This window comes from Sphingomonas bisphenolicum (genome assembly GCF_024349785.1).
In the GTDB taxonomy this organism is placed as follows: domain Bacteria; phylum Pseudomonadota; class Alphaproteobacteria; order Sphingomonadales; family Sphingomonadaceae; genus Sphingobium; species Sphingobium bisphenolicum.
In genome coordinates this window covers 902,117-920,416 of sequence record NZ_AP018818.1, presented here as the reverse complement: position 1 = coordinate 920,416, position 18,300 = coordinate 902,117, and the positions used below count along the sequence as shown (strand labels likewise).

At 62.7% G+C, this 18,300-nt stretch carries 15 protein-coding genes and 1 other annotated feature; of the genes, 8 read left to right on the top strand and 7 right to left on the bottom strand.

All coding sequences use genetic code 11. The annotated features are described in order from the left end of the window. Positions 1-246: 246 nt before the first annotated feature. From SBA_RS22495 to SBA_RS22475, 5 genes are all read left to right on the top strand, one after another. Positions 247-540 (top strand): response regulator transcription factor, encoded by a 294-nt coding sequence (locus SBA_RS22495; protein ID WP_390902480.1) that lies wholly within the window; start codon positions 247-249, stop codon positions 538-540. A gap of 33 nt (positions 541-573) precedes the next feature. Next, positions 574-1,677, top strand: a complete 1,104-nt coding sequence (locus SBA_RS22490; RefSeq protein ID WP_261937097.1) for a Gfo/Idh/MocA family protein — start codon at positions 574-576, stop codon at positions 1,675-1,677. Beyond that, complete coding sequence (locus SBA_RS22485; RefSeq protein ID WP_261937096.1) at positions 1,674-2,681, top strand: SMP-30/gluconolactonase/LRE family protein; 1,008 nt, start codon at positions 1,674-1,676, stop codon at positions 2,679-2,681. Before SBA_RS22490 ends, SBA_RS22485 begins: the two co-directional genes overlap by 4 nt. Before the next feature lie 137 nt (positions 2,682-2,818). Next, a protein-coding gene (locus SBA_RS22480) for an IS3 family transposase (RefSeq protein WP_261937095.1) occupies positions 2,819-4,047 on the top strand; the annotation gives its coding sequence in 2 pieces (ribosomal slippage) (positions 2,819-3,107 and positions 3,107-4,047; 1,230 coding nt in all). Further along, positions 3,100-3,216: a sequence feature (AL1L pseudoknot), on the top strand. It overlaps the preceding gene by 117 nt. A 383-nt stretch (positions 4,048-4,430) precedes the next feature. Continuing rightward, positions 4,431-5,669 (top strand): cytochrome P450, encoded by a 1,239-nt coding sequence (locus SBA_RS22475; protein ID WP_261937094.1) that lies wholly within the window; start codon positions 4,431-4,433, stop codon positions 5,667-5,669. On the opposite strand, the gene SBA_RS22470 is transcribed toward SBA_RS22475, so the two are convergent. After that, positions 5,651-6,106 carry a VOC family protein gene (locus tag SBA_RS22470; RefSeq protein WP_261937093.1) on the bottom strand — a complete coding sequence of 152 codons (456 nt, stop codon included), beginning with the start codon at positions 6,104-6,106 and terminating at the stop codon, positions 5,651-5,653. The two genes, SBA_RS22475 and SBA_RS22470, sit on opposite strands and share 19 nt — an antisense overlap. A gap of 136 nt (positions 6,107-6,242) precedes the next feature. Here SBA_RS22470 and SBA_RS22465 point away from each other — a divergent pair, with 136 nt between their 5' ends. Next, positions 6,243-6,947 (top strand): TetR/AcrR family transcriptional regulator, encoded by a 705-nt coding sequence (locus tag SBA_RS22465; RefSeq protein WP_261937092.1) that lies wholly within the window; start codon positions 6,243-6,245, stop codon positions 6,945-6,947. A 216-nt stretch (positions 6,948-7,163) separates the two neighbouring features. Further along, the gene (locus tag SBA_RS22460; RefSeq protein WP_261937091.1) at positions 7,164-9,602 is read left to right on the top strand and encodes a TonB-dependent receptor; all 2,439 of its coding nucleotides are present in this window, start codon (positions 7,164-7,166) and stop codon (positions 9,600-9,602) included. A 135-nt stretch (positions 9,603-9,737) separates the two neighbouring features. On the opposite strand, the gene SBA_RS22455 is transcribed toward SBA_RS22460, so the two are convergent. The 6 genes from SBA_RS22455 to SBA_RS22430 are packed head-to-tail and all read right to left on the bottom strand — an operon-like array spanning position 9,738 to position 16,950. Then, positions 9,738-10,991, bottom strand: coding sequence for an MFS transporter (locus SBA_RS22455; RefSeq protein ID WP_261937090.1), 1,254 nt, complete (start codon positions 10,989-10,991; stop codon positions 9,738-9,740). Continuing rightward, a complete protein-coding gene (locus SBA_RS22450; RefSeq protein ID WP_261937089.1) occupies positions 10,988-11,809 on the bottom strand; it encodes an SDR family oxidoreductase in 822 nt (273 codons plus the stop codon). Before SBA_RS22450 ends, SBA_RS22455 begins: the two co-directional genes overlap by 4 nt. A 9-nt stretch (positions 11,810-11,818) precedes the next feature. Then, positions 11,819-12,205 carry a carboxymuconolactone decarboxylase family protein gene (locus SBA_RS22445; protein WP_261937088.1) on the bottom strand — a complete coding sequence of 129 codons (387 nt, stop codon included), beginning with the start codon at positions 12,203-12,205 and terminating at the stop codon, positions 11,819-11,821. A 13-nt stretch (positions 12,206-12,218) separates the two neighbouring features. Beyond that, positions 12,219-14,633: a membrane-bound PQQ-dependent dehydrogenase, glucose/quinate/shikimate family gene (locus SBA_RS22440; RefSeq protein WP_261937087.1), complete on the bottom strand. Its 2,415-nt coding sequence runs from the start codon at positions 14,631-14,633 to the stop codon at positions 12,219-12,221. Further along, positions 14,630-16,096, bottom strand: a complete 1,467-nt coding sequence (locus tag SBA_RS22435; RefSeq protein WP_261937086.1) for an aldehyde dehydrogenase family protein — start codon at positions 16,094-16,096, stop codon at positions 14,630-14,632. The genes SBA_RS22440 and SBA_RS22435 overlap by 4 nt, the downstream gene beginning before the upstream one ends. After that, positions 16,093-16,950 carry an SDR family oxidoreductase gene (locus tag SBA_RS22430; protein WP_261937085.1) on the bottom strand — a complete coding sequence of 286 codons (858 nt, stop codon included), beginning with the start codon at positions 16,948-16,950 and terminating at the stop codon, positions 16,093-16,095. The genes SBA_RS22435 and SBA_RS22430 overlap by 4 nt, the downstream gene beginning before the upstream one ends. Positions 16,951-17,102: 152 nt before the next feature. On the opposite strand from SBA_RS22430, the gene SBA_RS22425 reads away from it, so the two are divergent. After that, complete coding sequence (locus tag SBA_RS22425) at positions 17,103-18,044, top strand: phytanoyl-CoA dioxygenase family protein (RefSeq protein WP_261937084.1); 942 nt, start codon at positions 17,103-17,105, stop codon at positions 18,042-18,044. Positions 18,045-18,300 lie beyond the last annotated feature (256 nt).

The following is an 18,300-nucleotide window of genomic DNA, read 5'->3' as shown; positions in this document are numbered from 1 at the left end:
GTTAACGTCATCCTTCTCCCCCTTCTCGCGCGCCGCCATCACGACGTCCCGCACCAGCGCTTCTATAAATCTGTTAGACAGATATCGCGCCATTTTGCGATATTCTACCCTTTCATGGTCGTATATCGCATTTTTGGCTTGAACCTGTCTGACCAATCCTCTTACTGTTAGCGCTAACGACATTCACCAAGCTGGCAGGCCAAACAGGCTGGCTGATTCGAATCGGATCGAACAGGGAGAGGACGGATGTTCATTGCGCTGGACCTGCACAATAGTTCCGATCAGCGGGACTTCCGACAGCCTGCAAGACCCCACGAGCCGCCGGCGCTGACCCCCACCCAGATGAAAGTCCTGCGCTGCGTCCATTCGGGCCTGTTGAACAAGCAGATCGCCTATGAACTGGGCATGGCGGAAGCAACGGTGAAGGTGCACATGACGGCGTTGATGCGCAAACTCAATGTGCGCAACCGCACACAAGCCGCGATCGCCGCGCGCAATCTGGGCTGGCTTCGCGCTGCGCCTGGTTGGCCGGCCGACTGAAAGCGCAAAGCCACAGGATATTGGGAGGCGGATATGGCGACCGGTTCGCGGCGTGACATTATCGGCGGTTTGGGCGCCGGATTGATGCTGGCCTCCGTCGGCAGCGGCGTGTCGGCGGCGTCGGCGCGCAAGATCGGCTATGCGATCGTCGGGCTTGGTTCCTATGCCACACGCCAGATCATGCCGAATTTCGCCGGATGCGAGCACGCCCATATTGCAGCGCTGGTCAGCGGCACGCCTGCCAAGCTGGAGAACTTTGGCGATCAATATGGCGTCCCCAAGACGCATCGCTACAGCTATGCCGATTTCGATCGCATCCGCGATAATCCCGATATCGACGCCGTCTACATCATATTGCCCAACAGCCTGCACGCCGAATATGCCATTCGCGCCGCGAAGGCTGGCAAGCATGTGATGTGCGAAAAGCCGATGGCGACATCCGTGGCCGATTGTCAGGCGATGATCGCGGCCTGTCGCCAGGCGGGGAAGAAGTTGATGATCGGCTATCGATCGCGGTTCGAACCCTATAACCGCCTGGCCATCGATCTGGCGCGCAGCGGGCATGTCGGCCCCACTCGTCTGATCACGGCGGAACATGGCTTTCCGATCAAGCCGGACCAATGGCGGCTCGACAAGCCTTTGTCCGGCGGCGGATCGATGATGGACATCGGCATCTACAGCCTGAACGCCGCGCGTTACCTGACGGGCGAGGAACCGGTTGAAGTGAGCGCAGTCGAATCCACTGACCGGTCCGACCCGCGTTTCCGCACTGTGGAGGATCGGATCAGCTTCCTGCTGCGCTTTCCGTCCGGCATCGTAGCGGACTGTATTTCCAGTTACAGCAGCGGGCATAACAGCTATCGCATCAACGGAACCCAGGGCTGGATCGGGATGGAGCCGGCGACGCCCTATGCGGGCCAAAGCATGACGATCCGCAAGGATGGCGTCACCGCGCCGCGCACCCTGCCCCCGGCCGGCAAAACGCAATTTGCGGGGCAACTCGATCATTTCGCCGAATGCATCCTGACGGGCAAGACGCCAATCGTGCCGGGCGAAGAAGGTCTGGCCGACCTGCGCGTGATCGAGGCGATCTATCAATCCGCGGCGCAGGGCCGCAGCGTCAGGATTGGCGCTTGATCGCGCGCCGGACCGTGCTGGCGTCGCTGGCTGCCATGCCGCTCGCTGCGATCGCAGTGGGAAAATCTGTTGCCGGATCGGCGACCATGGGCAGCGTCACGCGCCTGTCCGCGGCGCTGGATCGGATCATCGCGCCATCCGCTTCGATCGAGATATTGGCTCACGGCTTTCGCTGGGCCGAAGGGCCTGTGTGGGTGCCACAGGGCGACTATCTGCTGTTCAGCGATCCGCCCGCCAATATCGTCTATCGCTGGCGTGCCGGACTGGGCGCGCAGCCTTTCCTCTCCCCCGCCGGATTGCAAACCGCTGTGCCTCCCGGCATTCGCGAAGCCGGTCTCAACGGCCTGGCCATCGACAAGACGGGTCAACTGATCGCCGCCGACAGCGGCACGCGCGCGATCGTACGGATCGACCTGCAAACGACCAAGCGCACCATCCTGGCCGATCGATTTCATTCCAGGCGCTTCAACAGCCCCAACGATCTGTGCATCGCGCCATCGGGCACCATCTATTTCACCGATCCGCCTTATGGTTTTGCGGATGGCGATGCGTCATCGCTGCGCGAAATCGACCATAATGGCCTCTATGCGCTGACGCCGGATGGTGACGTGGCCCTGCTGGATGGCAATCACCGCCGTCCCAACGGCGTGGCGCTGTCGCCGGACGGCCGCACCCTGTATCTGGCCTTATCCGACGAAAAGCGGCCGGAGGTACGCGCCTACACGCTGGACGCCAAAGGACGCCTTATCGATCAGCGCCTGTTTCACGACATGAGAAGCCAGCGCGCCCAGGGTCTGCCGGGCTTGCCCGATGGGATCAAGGTGGCGCCCGATGGCCATGTCTTTGCGACCGGTCCGGGCGGCGTGCATATATTGACACCGGACGGGGTATTGCTGGGCATCGTAGGCACCGGCAAGGCGGTCGCCAATTGTTGCTTTGGCGCCAATGGCAAAAGCCTGTTCATGACATCATCGGATAGTGTTGCGATCATCGCGCTTTTATAGCCGCAGGCAGCATGCCAGACCGGCGTCGTCGCGCATTGAAAACGCATGACGCTGGGCGTTTGGTGCCAGTATGTGATGGGGTATTGAACCGTACCGGGTTTGCCGGAGGCTCCAACTTCTGAGTAAGTGGAGCCGATATGAGCAAAACGACGAACAAGTTTGCACCTGAGGTTCGCGCACGGGCGGTGCGCATGGTGCTGGATCACGAAGCAGATCATCCCTCTCGCTGGGCAGCGATGATTTCTATCGCCGAGAAGATCGGGTGCTCGGCGCACACGCTGAACGAGTGGGTAAAGAAGGCGGAGGTGGACAGCGGCAAGCGCGCTGGCGTGCCTACCGAGATGGCTGATCGCCTGAAGGCGCTGGAGCCTGAGAACCGGGAGTTGCGTCAGGCCAATGAGATATTGCGCAAGGCGAGCGCATATTTTGCCCAGGCGGAGCTCGACCGCCCGTTCAAACGATGACGGCCTTCATAGACGAGCATCGCGCGGAATATGGGGTCGAGCCGATTTGCAGGGTTCTGCCAATTGCCCCATCCACCTATCATGAGCGCGTCGCACAGCGACGTGATCCGGAGCGACTGTCAGATCGTGTCCGGCGCGATCAGGATCTGAAGCCAGAGGTGGTCCGGGTCTTTGCCGAGAATTTCGGGGTGTACGGCGTGCGCAAGGTCTGGCGGCAGATGAACCGCGAGGGCTTTGCTGTTGCCCGTTGCACTATCGCGCGTCTGATGCGCGATCTGGGTTTACAGGGGGTGATCCGGGGCAAGCCCGTGCGCACCACGATCAGCGACAAGGCTGCGCCGTGCCCGCTCGATCATGTGAACCGGCAGTTCCATGCACCGGCGCCGAACATGCTCTGGGTGTCGGACTTCACCTACGTCGCGACGTGGGCGGGCTTCGTTTATGTCGCCTTCGTGATCGATGTCTATGCTCGCTACATTGTGGGCTGGCGGGTCAGCAGGACTGCGCATGCCGGCTTCGTGCTGGACGCACTGGAACAGGCTATCCACGAACGACGTCCTGTCCATCGGGGTGGTCTCATCCATCACAGCGACCGCGGATCGCAATACGTGTCGATCCGATACTCGGAGCGGCTTGCCGAAGCCGGGATCGAGCCATCGGTTGGCAGCGTCGGCGACAGCTATGACAATGCTTTGGCTGAGACGATCAACGGCCTTTATAAGGCCGAGGTGATACATCGGCGAGGACCATGGCGGTCCTTTGAAGCCGTCGAATATGCCACGCTCGAATGGGTGGACTGGTTTAACAACAGACGCCTGCTGGAGCCCATCGGCAATATCCCACCGGCTGAGGCCGAAGCACAATATTATGCCATGCTGGACGACGTCTCCATGGCTGCGTAACTTAAACCAAATAGCCTCCGGCAAACCCGGTACGGTTCATATAGGTATCCTCATCGCAGCGGAGGGAGCCATGGGCCAGCTTCTCCACGGCAACGCCACGCACGCCAGTCGAGGCCAGCTACAGTGATCGCCAGCTTCATTCGCGCGCCCTCGCGAAGCGAAACGGGATCACCCAGCAGAGCGTCCTGAAGTGGCGGCGTATCGCTGCCTGCTGCCGCTCGTACACGCAGAAGCGGACATTCCGCTTGCCCGGATGCGACGAGACAAATTGTGAACCCCTGGCTTACCTATTTTCGTCCCGAACTCGCGAGTTCTGCCTGATGGACCCGCATGAGCCTCTCTTCCTAAGGTCGCCCCGATGAGAAGAATTGCGGGAGGCGACGATGACCAGCTATATTGCAGGAAATGCCAGGGATCTGGAATTTTCCGACTTCGATCCGTTTGGGGACGCCTTCCGGCGCCATCCAGAAAAATTCCATCCGATGCTGCTCACCCAGTCTCCGGGCTTCATCCATATGGAGGGTGTGCCATCGGCTTATGTCGCAGGCTTCGCGCAAAACCAGGCGATGCTGCGCAACTTCAAGGCCTTTTCCAGCCTGAAGCCGAAAAATCTACCCGGAATGGAGCGGATCGACTTCTTCAATGGCCTGCCAGTGATGAACTATGCCGACCCGCCAGACCATACGCGCCGCCGCAAAGTCGTAAACCCCGCCTTCACGCCCAAGCGCACGCAGATGCTGAACGAAAATGCCGCGATCCTTATCGACAGGCTGATCGACGACATAGTGGAGCGAGGCAAAGGCTTCGAAGCGCTCGGCGATCTCACCAAACCGCTTTCGATCGACATTTTGTTGCGTCGCTTTTTGGGGATCGAGGACAAGGACCAGGCGATTTTCATGAACTATGTCGCGACGCTGCCGCTGCTGGACAGCATGCGACCGGGCGATCCCAAGCCGCAACCCTATCTCGACGCCTGGGCCCAGGGCGCGGCCTATTGCAAGGAACAACAGGCGCTTGCCCGGCAAGGTCGATGCCATAATCTCATCGGAGTCATTGCCGATGGCGCCGAGGACGGCGCGATCGATGATGACGAGATGATGGCGATGATGATCGTTCTGCTGATCGGTGGCGTATCGACGGTCGCGGGCGCTGCCGCAGCCTCGCTCATGAACCTGGCGCGGCATCCGGACATCGCGGAACGCGTGCGGCAGAATCCATCGCTTGCCGGCGCCGTGCTGGAAGAAAGTATGCGGCTCGACCCGCCTGTATCGCTCGTCATGCGCTTCGCGACCGATGACACGGAACTGGGTGGAAAGGTCATTCCCAAAGGCATGCCGGTCTATGCCATGCTCGGGGTCGCCTGTCATGATCCGGACATCTTCCCCGATCCCTACAGGTTCGACATCGACCGACCCAATGGGAAGGACCATCTGGCCTTCGGCTATGGTATGCACACCTGCATAGGCAATGCGATCACCCGCAATGTCGTGCCGCTGCTCCTGAACAAGTTGCTCGCGCGCATGCCCGACCTGCGGCTCGCCGATCGCGACGATGCGGTGCAGTGGGACACATCGACCCCCCGTGCGCGCCACATCGGCAAGCTCTATCTCGAAGCGCGATAGACCATTTCGGTGAAATGCCCCACAAGAGGTCTGGTATCGACGTAGGCGAAGCGTGCGTTCGGGGTGTCGCCTTCCATGGCGATGTCCATGCCCGACGCGCGTATCGTCCGCATCGCAGCCTCCCACGAAGGCATGTCGGATTGCATGTAGCCCAGATGATGGAGCCCTATCATGGCGCCACCGATCGGCAGGGCGTCGAGATAGATCGAAGGCCAGTTGAGCCGGGGTTGGATGATCTCGATCTCGACATCACCCATCGACAAATGAGCCAGCGACCGTATCGCGACGGCATTCCCCGCCGGATCGGCGAAATCCGAGATCAGGTCAATACGGCGTGCGCCCATCCGGGTTTCCAGCATGGCGACCGCGCCCCGAATGTCGCGGGCGACATAGCGAAGCTGGAAGAAAATGCCGAATGGATCGACCGTCTGCTTCATATCTGTGTCCCTCTAAAACCAAGAGCCGCGCCTTGAGCGTCCTGTCCGAAGGCAGGTGGCGGAGATGAAGGCGCACGCTAAACATCGGCGGCAATCGACGCTTAAAAGAGCGCCTGCTATATGTGGAGAGCGGACCATGGCTTCTGATCCCGTCCGGCGGCTGAAGGATGTTTCCACCGCCGCACCGTCGCGTGTCCCTCTCGACATTGTCGAGACTGCTTCGCCCCAGAAGCGCCTGCGGATTCTGCATCGTGCGACCGAGATTTTCCTGGAGCGCGGATTTGCCGGCACCAATCTGGACGAGATCGCCTTCGCAGCGGGCGTGGGAAAGGCAGCGATCTACCAGTTGTTCGGCGACAAGACCGAACTGTTCGCGCAATGCCTTCTGGAAGCAGTCGGGACGAGTTCGGTGCTGTTGCGGAATACATTGCGAACCGACCTGCCGATCAAGCAGGTGCTGAGCGACTTTGCCGAACAACATATATTGCGCATGTTCCGTCCCGTCTGCGGATCGCAGCCCTATTATCAGTTCGCGCGCGTCCTGTTGAGCGCGGCCATAACTCATCCCGAACTGAGCCGTCGATGCCTGGAAGTGTTCCGTCAAGAAGAAGGCTTGCCGCTGCGGCAATATTTTGCCGAAATGCTGCGCACCGGCGCCCTCGTGAATGCCGAACCGGAGTTTCTGGCCGAACATTTCTTCCAGACCATCTTTTTCACCAATCATGTCATTCTCGAACCAGTCCATGCCGAGGAATATCGCGACATTCGCGCGCATGCCGAGCGGACCGTGCATCTGTTCCTCTACGGCTGCAGCCCGCTCGCTCCCTCCGCCGTCGAATGAGGAACCTGTGCGCTTCCGTTCGGAGTCACCTCCACGGGAGATGCATGGGCGTACCGACCCGTAACATGATCCGACTTTAGCGCGCGTTCCGCGCGGCGCAGCCCGGCAAAACCCGCAAGTTCTCCTGAATTGAAGCATGCCCCGCGCTGCCTATGCTCTCCCATGTCGGCAAGATCGTACAAAGCGATGCCGGGTGCACATATGGGAGGGGTTATCATGAAGTTGATGGAAATGGTGAGCGCGAGCGCGCTGGCCATGGGGGCGGTGACGGTCTTCCCGGTCTATGCCCAGACAGCCGAAAGTTCCGCGAAGGCGCCGCCACAGGAAACGGCCAGCGACGCATCCTTTAGCGACATCATCGTCACGGCTAATCGGCGCGAGGAAAATGCCCAGACCGTTCCCGTATCGGTGATTGCATTCGGCACCGAGGCGCTGGCCGAAAAGAGCGTGCGCTCGCTGGGAGACCTGACGGCCGTCGCCCCCGGCATACGCTTCGTCCACCAGGGCGGCGGCGGCAATATGAACGTCGTCATGCGCGGGCTGCAGCGCATCCCGATCGGCGTCGCGCCGAATGCGGTCATCAATTACTTTGCCGACATCCCGCTGAATTTCCAGGGATCCAACATTCCAGCCTATGATCTGGGCAGCGTTCAGGTGCTCAAGGGACCGCAAGGTACATTGTTCGGCCGCAACGCCATTGGTGGCGCCGTAATCATTACGCCCCAGGCACCTACCTATAATCTGGAAGGCTATGTCCGCGGCAGCTACGGCAATTACGATTATAAGGACGTCGAAGGCGCCATCAACGTGCCGATCATCGATGGCAAGATCGCCCTGCGCCTGTCCGGCAAGATGACCCGCCGTGATGGATACACCAAAAATCTGTCCGGCGGGCACGACATGGACGATGTTCACCAGGACAGCTTCCGCGCCTCGCTGCTGATCGAACCGACCGACGGGTTCCGCAATATCACGATATTCGACTGGTTCCGCGCACGCGAGGCCGGCACCGGCTCGATCTTGAGCGCCGTGCTGCCCACGGGCCTCGTCCGTGTCCCGCAACTGGCCCATTTCTTCGATTGCCATACCGTCAACGCGTTCAACCCCGGCTGCGGCGCCATTCCCGGCGCCCTTCCGGCGGGCAACGACATTGACGACACCTTTGCGCTCCAGCAACAACTGGGGCCACGCAAGACCTTCTCGGAAATCAACCAGCGCCTCAACCGCGACCTGTGGGGCGTATCCAACAAGACCGAGTTCGCGTTGAGCGACGCGGTGACGCTGCGCAACATCTTCGGCTATCGCCGCACCCATCTGGAAACCGACCTCAACACCGACGGCGTCGCCTTCACGCCGCTGCCGATCATCACCGCATCGAACCGGGCGCGCGAAGAGCAAATCAGCGACGAATTCCACGTCTTCGGTACGCTGTTCAACGACCGGCTCGATTATCTGGTCGGCGCTTTCTACATCAAGGAAAACCCGACCGGTTTGGAGGGCAGCAACTTTCCCGTCGCCGCCGCCGCGGGCCCCTGGGTGATCGCCTATACCGACAAGACCAACAAGGCTGTGTTCGGCCAGCTCGGTTTCAAGATCACGGACAGCATCAAGCTGAATGGCGGCATCCGCTACAACAAGACGTCGCAAAGCGCCTGTTCGGTAACCGAGAAGAACACGGTGCCGACCATCCTGATCGACACGTCGGAACCCTCCATCGCCCCGGACGCCTGTGCCTCGGCGGCTGGCGCCAGCACGGCAAGCACGAAGGAAAGCGCAACTACCTACAATGTGGGTGTCGACTGGCAGGTCTCGGATTCAATCTTCGCCTATGTCACCCACCGGAAGGGCTACCGCGAGGGCGGCCTCAACTATCCGGGCTTCACCACGCCTTGCACGACGGGCAATTCCAACGGCGTCTGCATCGGCAACAACGGCTTGCCCACGGCCAATCCGGCCGACCTTCGTCCCTATCAATCCTATCAGCCCGAAACGCTCAAGGATGTCGAAATCGGCGTGAAGTCTGAATTCCGCCTGGGCGAGGGCCGGCTGCGCTTCAACGTATCGGCCTATCGCGGCACTTATTCGAATGCTGTGGTCGCCTTCAACACCTCAGCCATCGTACCGTCGAACGACACGTCGGCGCCCCAATCGAGTTCGATCGGCATCAATGTCGGCAAGCGCCGCCTGTCGGGCTTCGAGACCGAAGTGATGTTCCAGCCCAACCGGAGCCTCAGCTTCACCAACACGCTGGCCTATGTGCATCAGAAGATCCTCTCGAACACGCTGCCTGACATTCCAGGCCTGCAACTGCCCTCGCTTACGCCCGCTTCGCCCAAATGGTCGCTCACCAACTCGATCCGCTGGGTGCTGCCGTTCCGCCCGGCCGATGGCGAGATCGTGCTGAATGCCGACCATTATCACCAGAGCCGCTTCTACAACGGCAACGACACGTTCGCGGCCTATGACAATGTCAACGCGCGGATCGAATGGAGCGGCATCGGCGGTAGCGGCATGACGGTGGCGGCTTTCCTGCGCAACGCCTTTAACGACACCTACGCCTATGCCAGCTCGGCCAGTTCGGCGAGCCTGGGCATCTTCACCCGTTCCTATAACGAGCCGCGTATGTACGGCCTGGAGCTGGGCTACAAATTCTGAAGGATTGCGGCCAAAGGGGGACGCAATGGCCCGCCGGATACATATCCGGCGGGCTCTTTTTTACGTGTGCCTACTCCAGAATCGTCGTCATCAGCACCATACAGCCCACAACTTCCTGCGCAGCCGTCAGAACGGTCAGACCTGCTGGCGCGCTCGCCATTGGCGCGCCGCCAGGAAAAAGGCGACGGCCGCACCGAGCTGGACGGTTGCAAGCACGCCAATCGCCGCACTGATCGAACGCGCGCCCAGCGCAGGCGCCAGCCAATCCGACAACAGGCCCGTCAGCAAAGGCCCCAGCCCCGACCCGATGAGGTTGCACAGCACTGCGAACAAGGCAAAACCCACGCCCCGCGCGCGTTCGGGCGCCAGGCCGGCGATGCCCGCATTGGCCGGCCCGGAATAGACCAGCGCACTCACGCCCCACAGGGCAAAGCAGGCGAGCGCAACCGGGAAATATTGCGACACCGCGAGCGCGATCCCGGCGCCGCCGTTGAACAGCGCGGCGATAGCGAGCGCGGTCAGCATCCCGCCCTTGCGCTTCCGCTCGAACCAATCCGACGCAAAGCCGAAACCGATGCTGCCCAGCGTCGCCAACAGCCCGAAGGCAAGCGCTACCGTGACGCCCGCAGTCGCGACCGGCAGATGATGGACCCGCATCAGATAGGGCACCATCCAGCTGCCGACACCCGACATGGACAGGGTATAAAGCACCGACCCGCAATAGACGGGCAGCAGCGCGCGATCCTGGATAAGCCCGCGCGCGGTCGTCCAGAAGCCGCGCGCCACGCTCGTATCGGTGATCGCCCGACGCTTCGGCTCGGGCACGGTCAACCAGATGAGCGCGGCGAGCAGCAGGCCCGGAGCGCCATAGACGAAGAATACCGCTCGCCAGCCGAAATGCTGCGCGATATAGCCCCCCACAAGAAAGCTGACGATGCCGCCGACGCCGGCGCCAGCGAAGAAGATGCTGGAAACGGTCGCGCGCTTCTCAGGCGGATACAGGTCGCTCAGGATCGAAAGCGACGTCGGCGATCCGCCCGATTCCGCCGCGCCGACGATGGCGCGCGACACCGCCAGATGCCAGAACTGCCCCGCCAGCGCACAGAGCATGGTGCCCCCGCTCCAGATCGCGACCAGCGCGCCGAGCAGTCGGGACCGGTTCGTCCGGTCGATCATGAAGCCGAGCGGCAGGCCGACCAGTGCGTAGAACACACCATAGCTCAGCCCCGTGGCGAGACCCACCTGCGTGTCGCTCAGGTGGAATTCCGCCTTGAACAACTCCTGCGTCACCAGCACGGCATTGCGATCGAGCAGGTAGAAGAAATAGACGCAGGTCAGGAGCGCCAGCGTGTAGGCCGGACGGCGCGCGCGTCCTCTGGGACCGCTCATGCGTCGGCCGCGCGGGCGACAATGTGCGGGTCGGCAATCTGCCGGTCGATGAAGCCATCCCAATCGCCTGCCCGGTCGATCAGATGGTCGCGGATCTGGGCGTGCGTCGGCAGCATGAAGCTGTTGGCCAATATGGCGTCGGCGACCTGCTCTCCGACCTCGGCTGGCTCCATCAGGTCAAAAGCCGGCCCCGGCCCCCGCGTATCGGTGGGCGGGCCGAAAGTGCGCAGGCTTGCCATGATGTTCGTCTTCACCGGTCCGGGGCACAGCACCGTAACCCCAATACCCTTGGGGCGCAGATAGAGGGCGAGCCCCTCGGAAATCTGGACCACCGCCGCCTTGGAGGCCGAATAGGCCAGCCGGTCGAAGGCATAGGTCATGAGCCCGGCGAAGGAGGCGGTATTGACGATATGGCCGCTGCCCTGCGCGATCAGCAGCGGCAGGAAAGCGAGGTTGCTGCGCACCACCGACAGCAGGTTGACGTCCAGCACCCGGCGCCACTCGTCAAGCGGGACATGCTCGGGCAATCCCCGGGTCAGCCCGCCGGCATTGTTCATGACGATATCGACCCGACCGAACCGGTCGAGCGCCTTGTCCTTGAGTGCCTCGAACGCGTTGTCGCAGGTGATGTCGCACGGCTGGGCAATGGCGTCGCCGCCGGCGGTCTCGATCTCTCCAGCCACCGTCTTCGCGGCATCGGCGTTAATGTCAGCGACGAGGATCGACGTGCCGCGCGCCGCCAGCGACAGCGCCGTAGCGCGGCCGATGCCACTGGCGGCACCGGTGATGATGGCGACTTTTCCCGCAAGACTGTCCATGACCGACCCTCAGCCCAACATGCCTGCGCGCCCCAGCGCGGCGATCGCGACATTGCGCGCGCTGTGCGCAGCGGGGAAACCGGCATAACCGCTCGCCTGGTAGATGACCTGCTCCAGCTCGGCGACCGTCGCGCCGTTGCGGATGGCGGCGGGAAAATGAATTTCCAGTTCCTCATAGGCGCGCAACGCGATCAGGATCGACACCGTCACCAGACTGCGCGTCCGTGTGTCCAGCGTGTCGTCGGTCCACAACGGCTCGAAGATATTGTTCATCGCCATCTCGCCGATCTGGCCGGCAAAGGAAGGCCCAGTCGGCCCCTTGCCAAGTTCGGCGGCCATTTCGGGCGCCAGCATCCTCTTCAGAAGGCCCATAGCCTGCTCGCGTTTCTCTCCCATATCCCGGTCCTTCTCATTTGGCTTTTGCAGGTAAGGCATAAGCGATCAGATAGTCGCCGGCCCTGGTGTTCATCATGGGATGGCCGCCGGCCGCGACGGCCACCATCTGTCGCCCGCCGGGCGACAAATAGGTCATCGGTGTCGACTGGCCGCCGGCTGGCAGGCGCGAGCGCCACAGCACCTCGCCGGTCGCGGTGTCGAAAGCGCGCAGATAGCGGTCCTGGGTCGCGGCGAGGAAGAACAGACCCCCGCGCGTCGTCACCGCGCCGCCCATATTGGGCACACCGATACGGAAGGGCAGCATGGATGAAAGGCCGAGCGGACCACTGTCACGCGCTGTGCCCAGCCTGTGCGTCCACACCAGCTTGCCCGTGACCAGATCGACCGCGCTGATATTGCCCCAGGGCGGAGCCTGGCAGGGCGCGAAGATGGGCGAGAGGAAGGGATAGATCTTCACCGCGACCGGCGTGCCTTTGAGCGCGGCATAGCCCGCCCCCTCCCCGCTTGTCGTCTTCGTCAGGTCGGCAGGGGCGATGCCCATCTTGTCGGCGGTCGCACGCGCGATGAGTTTGATGTAATTTGCCATGCGATTGGAATTGACGATCATCAGATGGCGGTCGGCGTCGATCGACACGCTGCCCCAGTCCGACCCGCCCAGGAAACCGGGCGATACGATATTGGGTGTGAAGCCGGGCGGCGTCAGCGGCCCGTCATAGCGCGCCTCGCGAAAGGCGATACGGCACCAGAGCTGATCCAAGGGCGTCACGCCCCACATGGACTGCTCGGTGAGCAATGGCCCCCGGAAGGACGGCATCGCATCCGAATAGGGCTGGCTGGGCGATGGGCGCTCCCCCGGCACCGCGCCGCGCGTTGGCGCAGCATGTTCTGTCACGGGATAGAGTGGCTTGCCCGTCTCCCGGTCCAGCACGAACATCTCGCCCCGCTTGGTTGGCTGGATCAAGGCATGGCGGACGCCACCCGGCATCGGCAGGTCCACCAGCGTCGGCTGCGACGCGACGTCATAGTCCCACAGGTCGTGATGGACGGTCTGGAACTTCCAGCGCGGGGTTCCGGTTTCCGCGTCCAGCGCGACGACGGAACCCGACCAGGCGTCGTCGAACGGGCGGCGGGCGTGGCCGGCATAGTCCAGCACTGCCCCGCCCAAGGGCGCGTAGATCAGGCCCAGCTTGTCGTCCACGCTCATCGGCGCCCAGCTATTGGGGGTGGACGGGGTATAGGTTTCCCCCGGCGGCGGCGCGCCCTTGCGGTCAGGCCGTCCGATGTCGAACGCCCAGCTCAGCCTGCCGGTGACGGCGTCGAAGGCGCGGATCACGCCGGACGGCTCGCCCCAATACATATTGTCGAACACCCATCCGCCCAGCACGATGCGGCCGCGCGCGATGGTTGGCGCGGAGCTGACATAATAATAGCCCTTGGGCGACTTGGGCATGCCCTCCTGCAGGGACACGATTCCGTTGTGGCCGAAATCCTGGCAAGGCTTGCCGGTCGCTGCATCCACCGCAATCAGGCGCGCGTCGATCGTGTTGGTGAAGATGCGCGCGGCACAGGCGCCGGTCGCTCCGGGCACGGGATAATAAGATACCCCCCGGCACGCACCATGAGGGGCGCCACTGACGTCGGTGCGCGCGCGATAGCGCCAGCGCTGATGCCCGGTCTCCGCGTCCAGCGCCACGATGTCGTTATAGCTGGTGCAGGCGTAGAGCGTGTCGCCGACCTTGATCGGCGTCACCTGCAACGACCGGGGTGCGCCGGCCGGCGCCGGACCGAAGCGGTAGGTCCAGGCCGGCTGAAGGTCGCCGACATTGGCAGGCGTGATCTGCGCCAATGGCGAGAAGCGGGTGCCCCCCGCGTCATTGCCATAGCTTGCCCAGTCGCCGACCTGCTGCTGCGCGGGGACCGCCGCCATCGTCGCGACCGGGACCGGCGCCATGCCGGTCTGGAATAGAGGATCGACCGGCCGGGTGCCGAACGCAGCGTTGAGCGCCGCGCCCAGCAGCAGGGCGGCCACTCCTATGCCGATCCGCGTCGGCCAGGACCAGGGCGCGTCGCCCGCCAGCTTGCGCCGGGTCCAGGGCATGAGGAACCACAGGCCCAGCACCGTCGGCGCGGCGAGCCGCGCGGTCAGCGCCCAGCCGTCGAAGCCCGACTCCCAGATCGACCAGGCCAGTGTCGCCGCCAGCATCACGCCATAGACTTTGGCCCCCGCGTGACGTCCCGTCCCCACCAGTACAGCACTGGCGATGACGGTCAGGCCCGCCAGCAGATAATAGGGCGATCCGCCCAGCCGCACGAGCGACGATCCACCCCAGGCCAGCACGATGCCCAGCGCCAGCAGCAACAGGGCGAACAGATAAGGGCGCGCGCGAAAGCCGCGGCGTTCCGGCGATGGCACGACAGCCGCGTTCACCGCGGCAGCCCGATGCCGACGGTCTTGACCCGCAGGAACTCGTCCAGCCCCTCCTTGCCGCCCTCGCGCCCATAGCCGCTGTCGAGCAGTCCGCCGAACGGTCGCTTGGGCTGGATGTTACGGGACTGGTTAATCAGCACGCAGCCGCTCTTCAGCTCTTCCGCCAGCCGCATCGCAATGCCGAGATCGCGCGTTTCGGCATAGGCGGACAGGCCGTAACGGGTGGCGTTGGCGATGCGGATCGCCTCGGCCTCGTCACGAAAGCGACTGATCGCCAGTACCGGGCCGAACAATTCCTTCTGCGCCAGTTCCGAATCCGGATCGACCTCTCCGAATATGGTCGGCTCGATGAAATAGCCGCTGGCCAGTGCACCGCCGATCCGGTTTCCACCCATCAGCAATGTCCCCGCACCCCGTGCCTTCGCGGTTTCGATCATCGCCAGGATGCGGTTCATGCCGGCCTCGTTGATCACCGGGCCTGACGTCGTGACAGCGTCGAAGGGATCGCCGACCTTGATGTGGGCGGCGATCGCCAACACCCGCTCGACGACCTGGTCGTAAATGTCCGTATGAACCAGCAGCCGCGTGGGGAAGGCGCACCCCTGGCCGCTCATCATGCCGATCGAATTGAACACGCCGAAGGTGCAGGCTGCATCCAGATCGGCATCGGGGAAGATGATATTGGCCGACTTTCCGCCCAGTTCCAGCACCGCGGGTTTCATCTGTTCGGCGCAGGCCGCCAATATCTTGCGCGCCGTCACTGGCCCGCCGGTGAAGCTCACCTTCTCGACCAGAGGATGCCGCACCAGCGCGTCGCCCGCCTCGATCGATCCGGGGATCATGTTGATGACGCCAGCCGGAATGCCCGCCTCCGCCGCCAGCTTCATGAACAGCTCGCCAGAATAGGGCGTCATCTCGGACGGCTTCACCACCACCGTATTGCCCGCCGCGATCGCCGGCGCGACTTTCATGCCCAGCGAGATCAGCGGACCGTTCCAGGTGATGATGACGCCGATCACGCCATAGGGTTCGGCCAGCGTGTAGCCCAGTTCGCCGTCGGCCATCACCGTGCTGTTGACCCGGCTTTCGATCCGGTCCGCCCAACCGGCATAATAGTCGATCCATTCAGCGGCGATATGCGCCCCGCCCGCCGCAAAGGTTGCAGGCGTACCGTTGTCCAGCGCCCCCAGCCGTCCGAACTCCGCGTCATTATCGCGTATCAGTTGCGCCAGACGCTGCAGCATCTGGCGCCGCTCGATGGGCTTGGACCGGCGCCAGCTCTTGAACGCCTCTGACGCAGCCTCAACCGCCTCCTGCGCTTCGGCGGCGCCCGCCAGCGGGATGCGGCTCGTGGTCGATCCGTCCGCGGGATAGATATGATCGTGCGTGCCGCCAGATGCCTGCGCTAATCTACGGTCGCCGATATGCAGATGGACAGGGATCGGGGTTGTCGGTGCGGTCACGTCGGCTCTCCGGAAGCAGGATGGCGCGTGGCGGCAAGCAGCCCGCCGTCCACAAGAATGTCGATACCGCTGATGAAGGAGGCATCGCGCGATATGAGGAAGTCGACGGTCGCCGCGATCTCCAGCATCGTACCCTCGCGCGCCAGCGGCGTGGCGGCCAGCAGGTCGTACTTCATCGGCTGCTTTTCAAATTCAAGCGCGCCCATCGGCGTCGCGATCAGGCCCGGCGACAGCGAAAGGATGCGCGCGCCTTGCGCTCCCCATGCCCGTGCTTCACGCTGACACAGGCGGATCAGGGCTGATTTGGATAGACGATAGGCCAGTGTAGGCGTCGCGGGTTCATCTGGCGCCGTTTCGATCCTGTCCAGGAAAACGGGCGCCAGCGGATCGTCCAATATCGCGTGCAGCGACGGATCGATCGGCGCCGCATGCGCAGCCAGCGAAGCAATGAAGATCGCGGCCGTGCCGCCGGTCGCCAGCGGCAGCATCGCATCATGAATCAGGCGGGCGCCGATTAGATTTACCGCCATGATCGTGCGAAAATCACCCATGCTCGGCGACAGTCCGACGACATGGGCCAGCGCTGCCAGCGGCCCCGCTTTTGCAACCACCTCAGCAAATTCCTCAACCGCAGCGCGGTCGGTCACGTCACACACGACGCCGCGCGCATCATGACCTTCCCCACACAAGGCAGCAACCAGCCGATCAAGACTAGCCCGATCGCGGTCGGCAACTATCAACCTATTACGCGCGCCAAGCCGGCGCGCGATCGCTGCGCCCATGCCACCGGCCCCGACCACCACCGCCAGGGGAAGGTCGGGTCGCGCGCTCGTTCCTACCGTCGATCTTGTCACATATCCTCCGCTTCCGGATGGACCATGCGATAGGCTCGCGCCCTTGGACATGGCGCAAAACTGCCGCGTTCTGTCATATGGCCGCGTCAGGCCAAGCCACGCATGTTTGCCCCGATATCTTCGGCAACAGCCGGGTTGGCGGGAGAAACGATGTGCGTGAACTGATGGATTCCACCCATGCCCTGGGAGACCGCGAGGCGCTGACGCGCATCTGGGAGGAGCATGGCTACTGGTTCTTCCGGGATGTTCTCGATCGGGAGGCGACGACCGCATTGCGTGACGAATATATGCGCGAACTCAAGGCGCTCGAACTGGTCGATGCCGATTCAACCGACCCGTTCTGGAACGGCCGACCGATCGAGAATTTCCCAGCCACCTTCCGTACGCTGCACCAACGGAAAGTCTGGCAGAAGTTCGTCCGCGAGCCCCGGATCAACGCGTTTTTCGAGGATGTGCTGGACGACGCCGTTTACTGGATTCCGATGGATTATTATCGCATCGTAGCACCGAACAGGAACGCCACGTCCGACGCTTATCTAGGCCTGCATCAGGATGGCATGTCCAATCCCGGCGTGGAGTTCGTCACCTGCTGGATGCCGCTCACAGATATCGATGACAAGGTCGGCGGCCTGGTCATAGCCGCGGGCCAGGAGAAACGCGGTTACATGGCATTTGCCGACGGCAAGGCGGGCTTTACCGACGGACCGATCCCGGAGGACAGTTGGAGCACGGCCGATTACCGCCTTGGCGACGTGGTGATCTTTACCCGTACCATGCCGCATTATGGACGCTCGAACACGTCCGACCGGTTCCGCCTGTCCCTTGATATTCGTGCGGTGCGCAGATCCGACCGACTTCCGGTCGTCGGCACCGTCAAGAGCATATCGACAGATCAAATCGTCATCCGCAGCGAAGAAGAAATCGATGTCACGCTTGTTTTGGACGACAAGACCTTTCTGCGCGGGCCAGCGCCGAACAGTCCTAACCCGGTCCCGATCAATCGGCATGACGTCACCCAGGCCCTGCCCGCTGGCACAGCCGTGATGGCAACGGAAGAAAATGGCGTCGCCCTCGTCTTAAGACCTCAAAACTGAATGATATCGAACTTTTGGATTGAACTGTGCCCCGCAGGGCCGCAGTCGAATGGAATGCTGAGAGGATTATATAGGCGCACCGATCATGTCCGTCGCCCAGCAAGATGTAGGCGGGCGACGTGCGCCGCCCACTGCGTTGAGGCGATGGGTTCCATGCCGTGGTGGAAAATCGGGCCACCCGCCTCAGTGCGCAAAGGCCGCCGGAAACGATCTGCCGATCTCGCGCCCATTTTTTGCCCATAGCGATTTTCTCAAG

Coding starts and splice junctions, on each gene's coding strand:
- SBA_RS22495 (WP_390902480.1), top strand. CDS start 247: ATGTTCATTGCGCTGGACCTGCACAATAGTTCCGATCAGCGGGACTTC.
- SBA_RS22490 (WP_261937097.1), top strand. CDS start 574: ATGGCGACCGGTTCGCGGCGTGACATTATCGGCGGTTTGGGCGCCGGA.
- SBA_RS22475 (WP_261937094.1), top strand. CDS start 4,431: ATGACCAGCTATATTGCAGGAAATGCCAGGGATCTGGAATTTTCCGAC.
- SBA_RS22470 (WP_261937093.1), bottom strand. CDS start 6,106: ATGAAGCAGACGGTCGATCCATTCGGCATTTTCTTCCAGCTTCGCTAT.
- SBA_RS22465 (WP_261937092.1), top strand. CDS start 6,243: ATGGCTTCTGATCCCGTCCGGCGGCTGAAGGATGTTTCCACCGCCGCA.
- SBA_RS22460 (WP_261937091.1), top strand. CDS start 7,164: ATGAAGTTGATGGAAATGGTGAGCGCGAGCGCGCTGGCCATGGGGGCG.
- SBA_RS22455 (WP_261937090.1), bottom strand. CDS start 10,991: ATGAGCGGTCCCAGAGGACGCGCGCGCCGTCCGGCCTACACGCTGGCG.
- SBA_RS22450 (WP_261937089.1), bottom strand. CDS start 11,809: ATGGACAGTCTTGCGGGAAAAGTCGCCATCATCACCGGTGCCGCCAGT.
- SBA_RS22445 (WP_261937088.1), bottom strand. CDS start 12,205: ATGGGAGAGAAACGCGAGCAGGCTATGGGCCTTCTGAAGAGGATGCTG.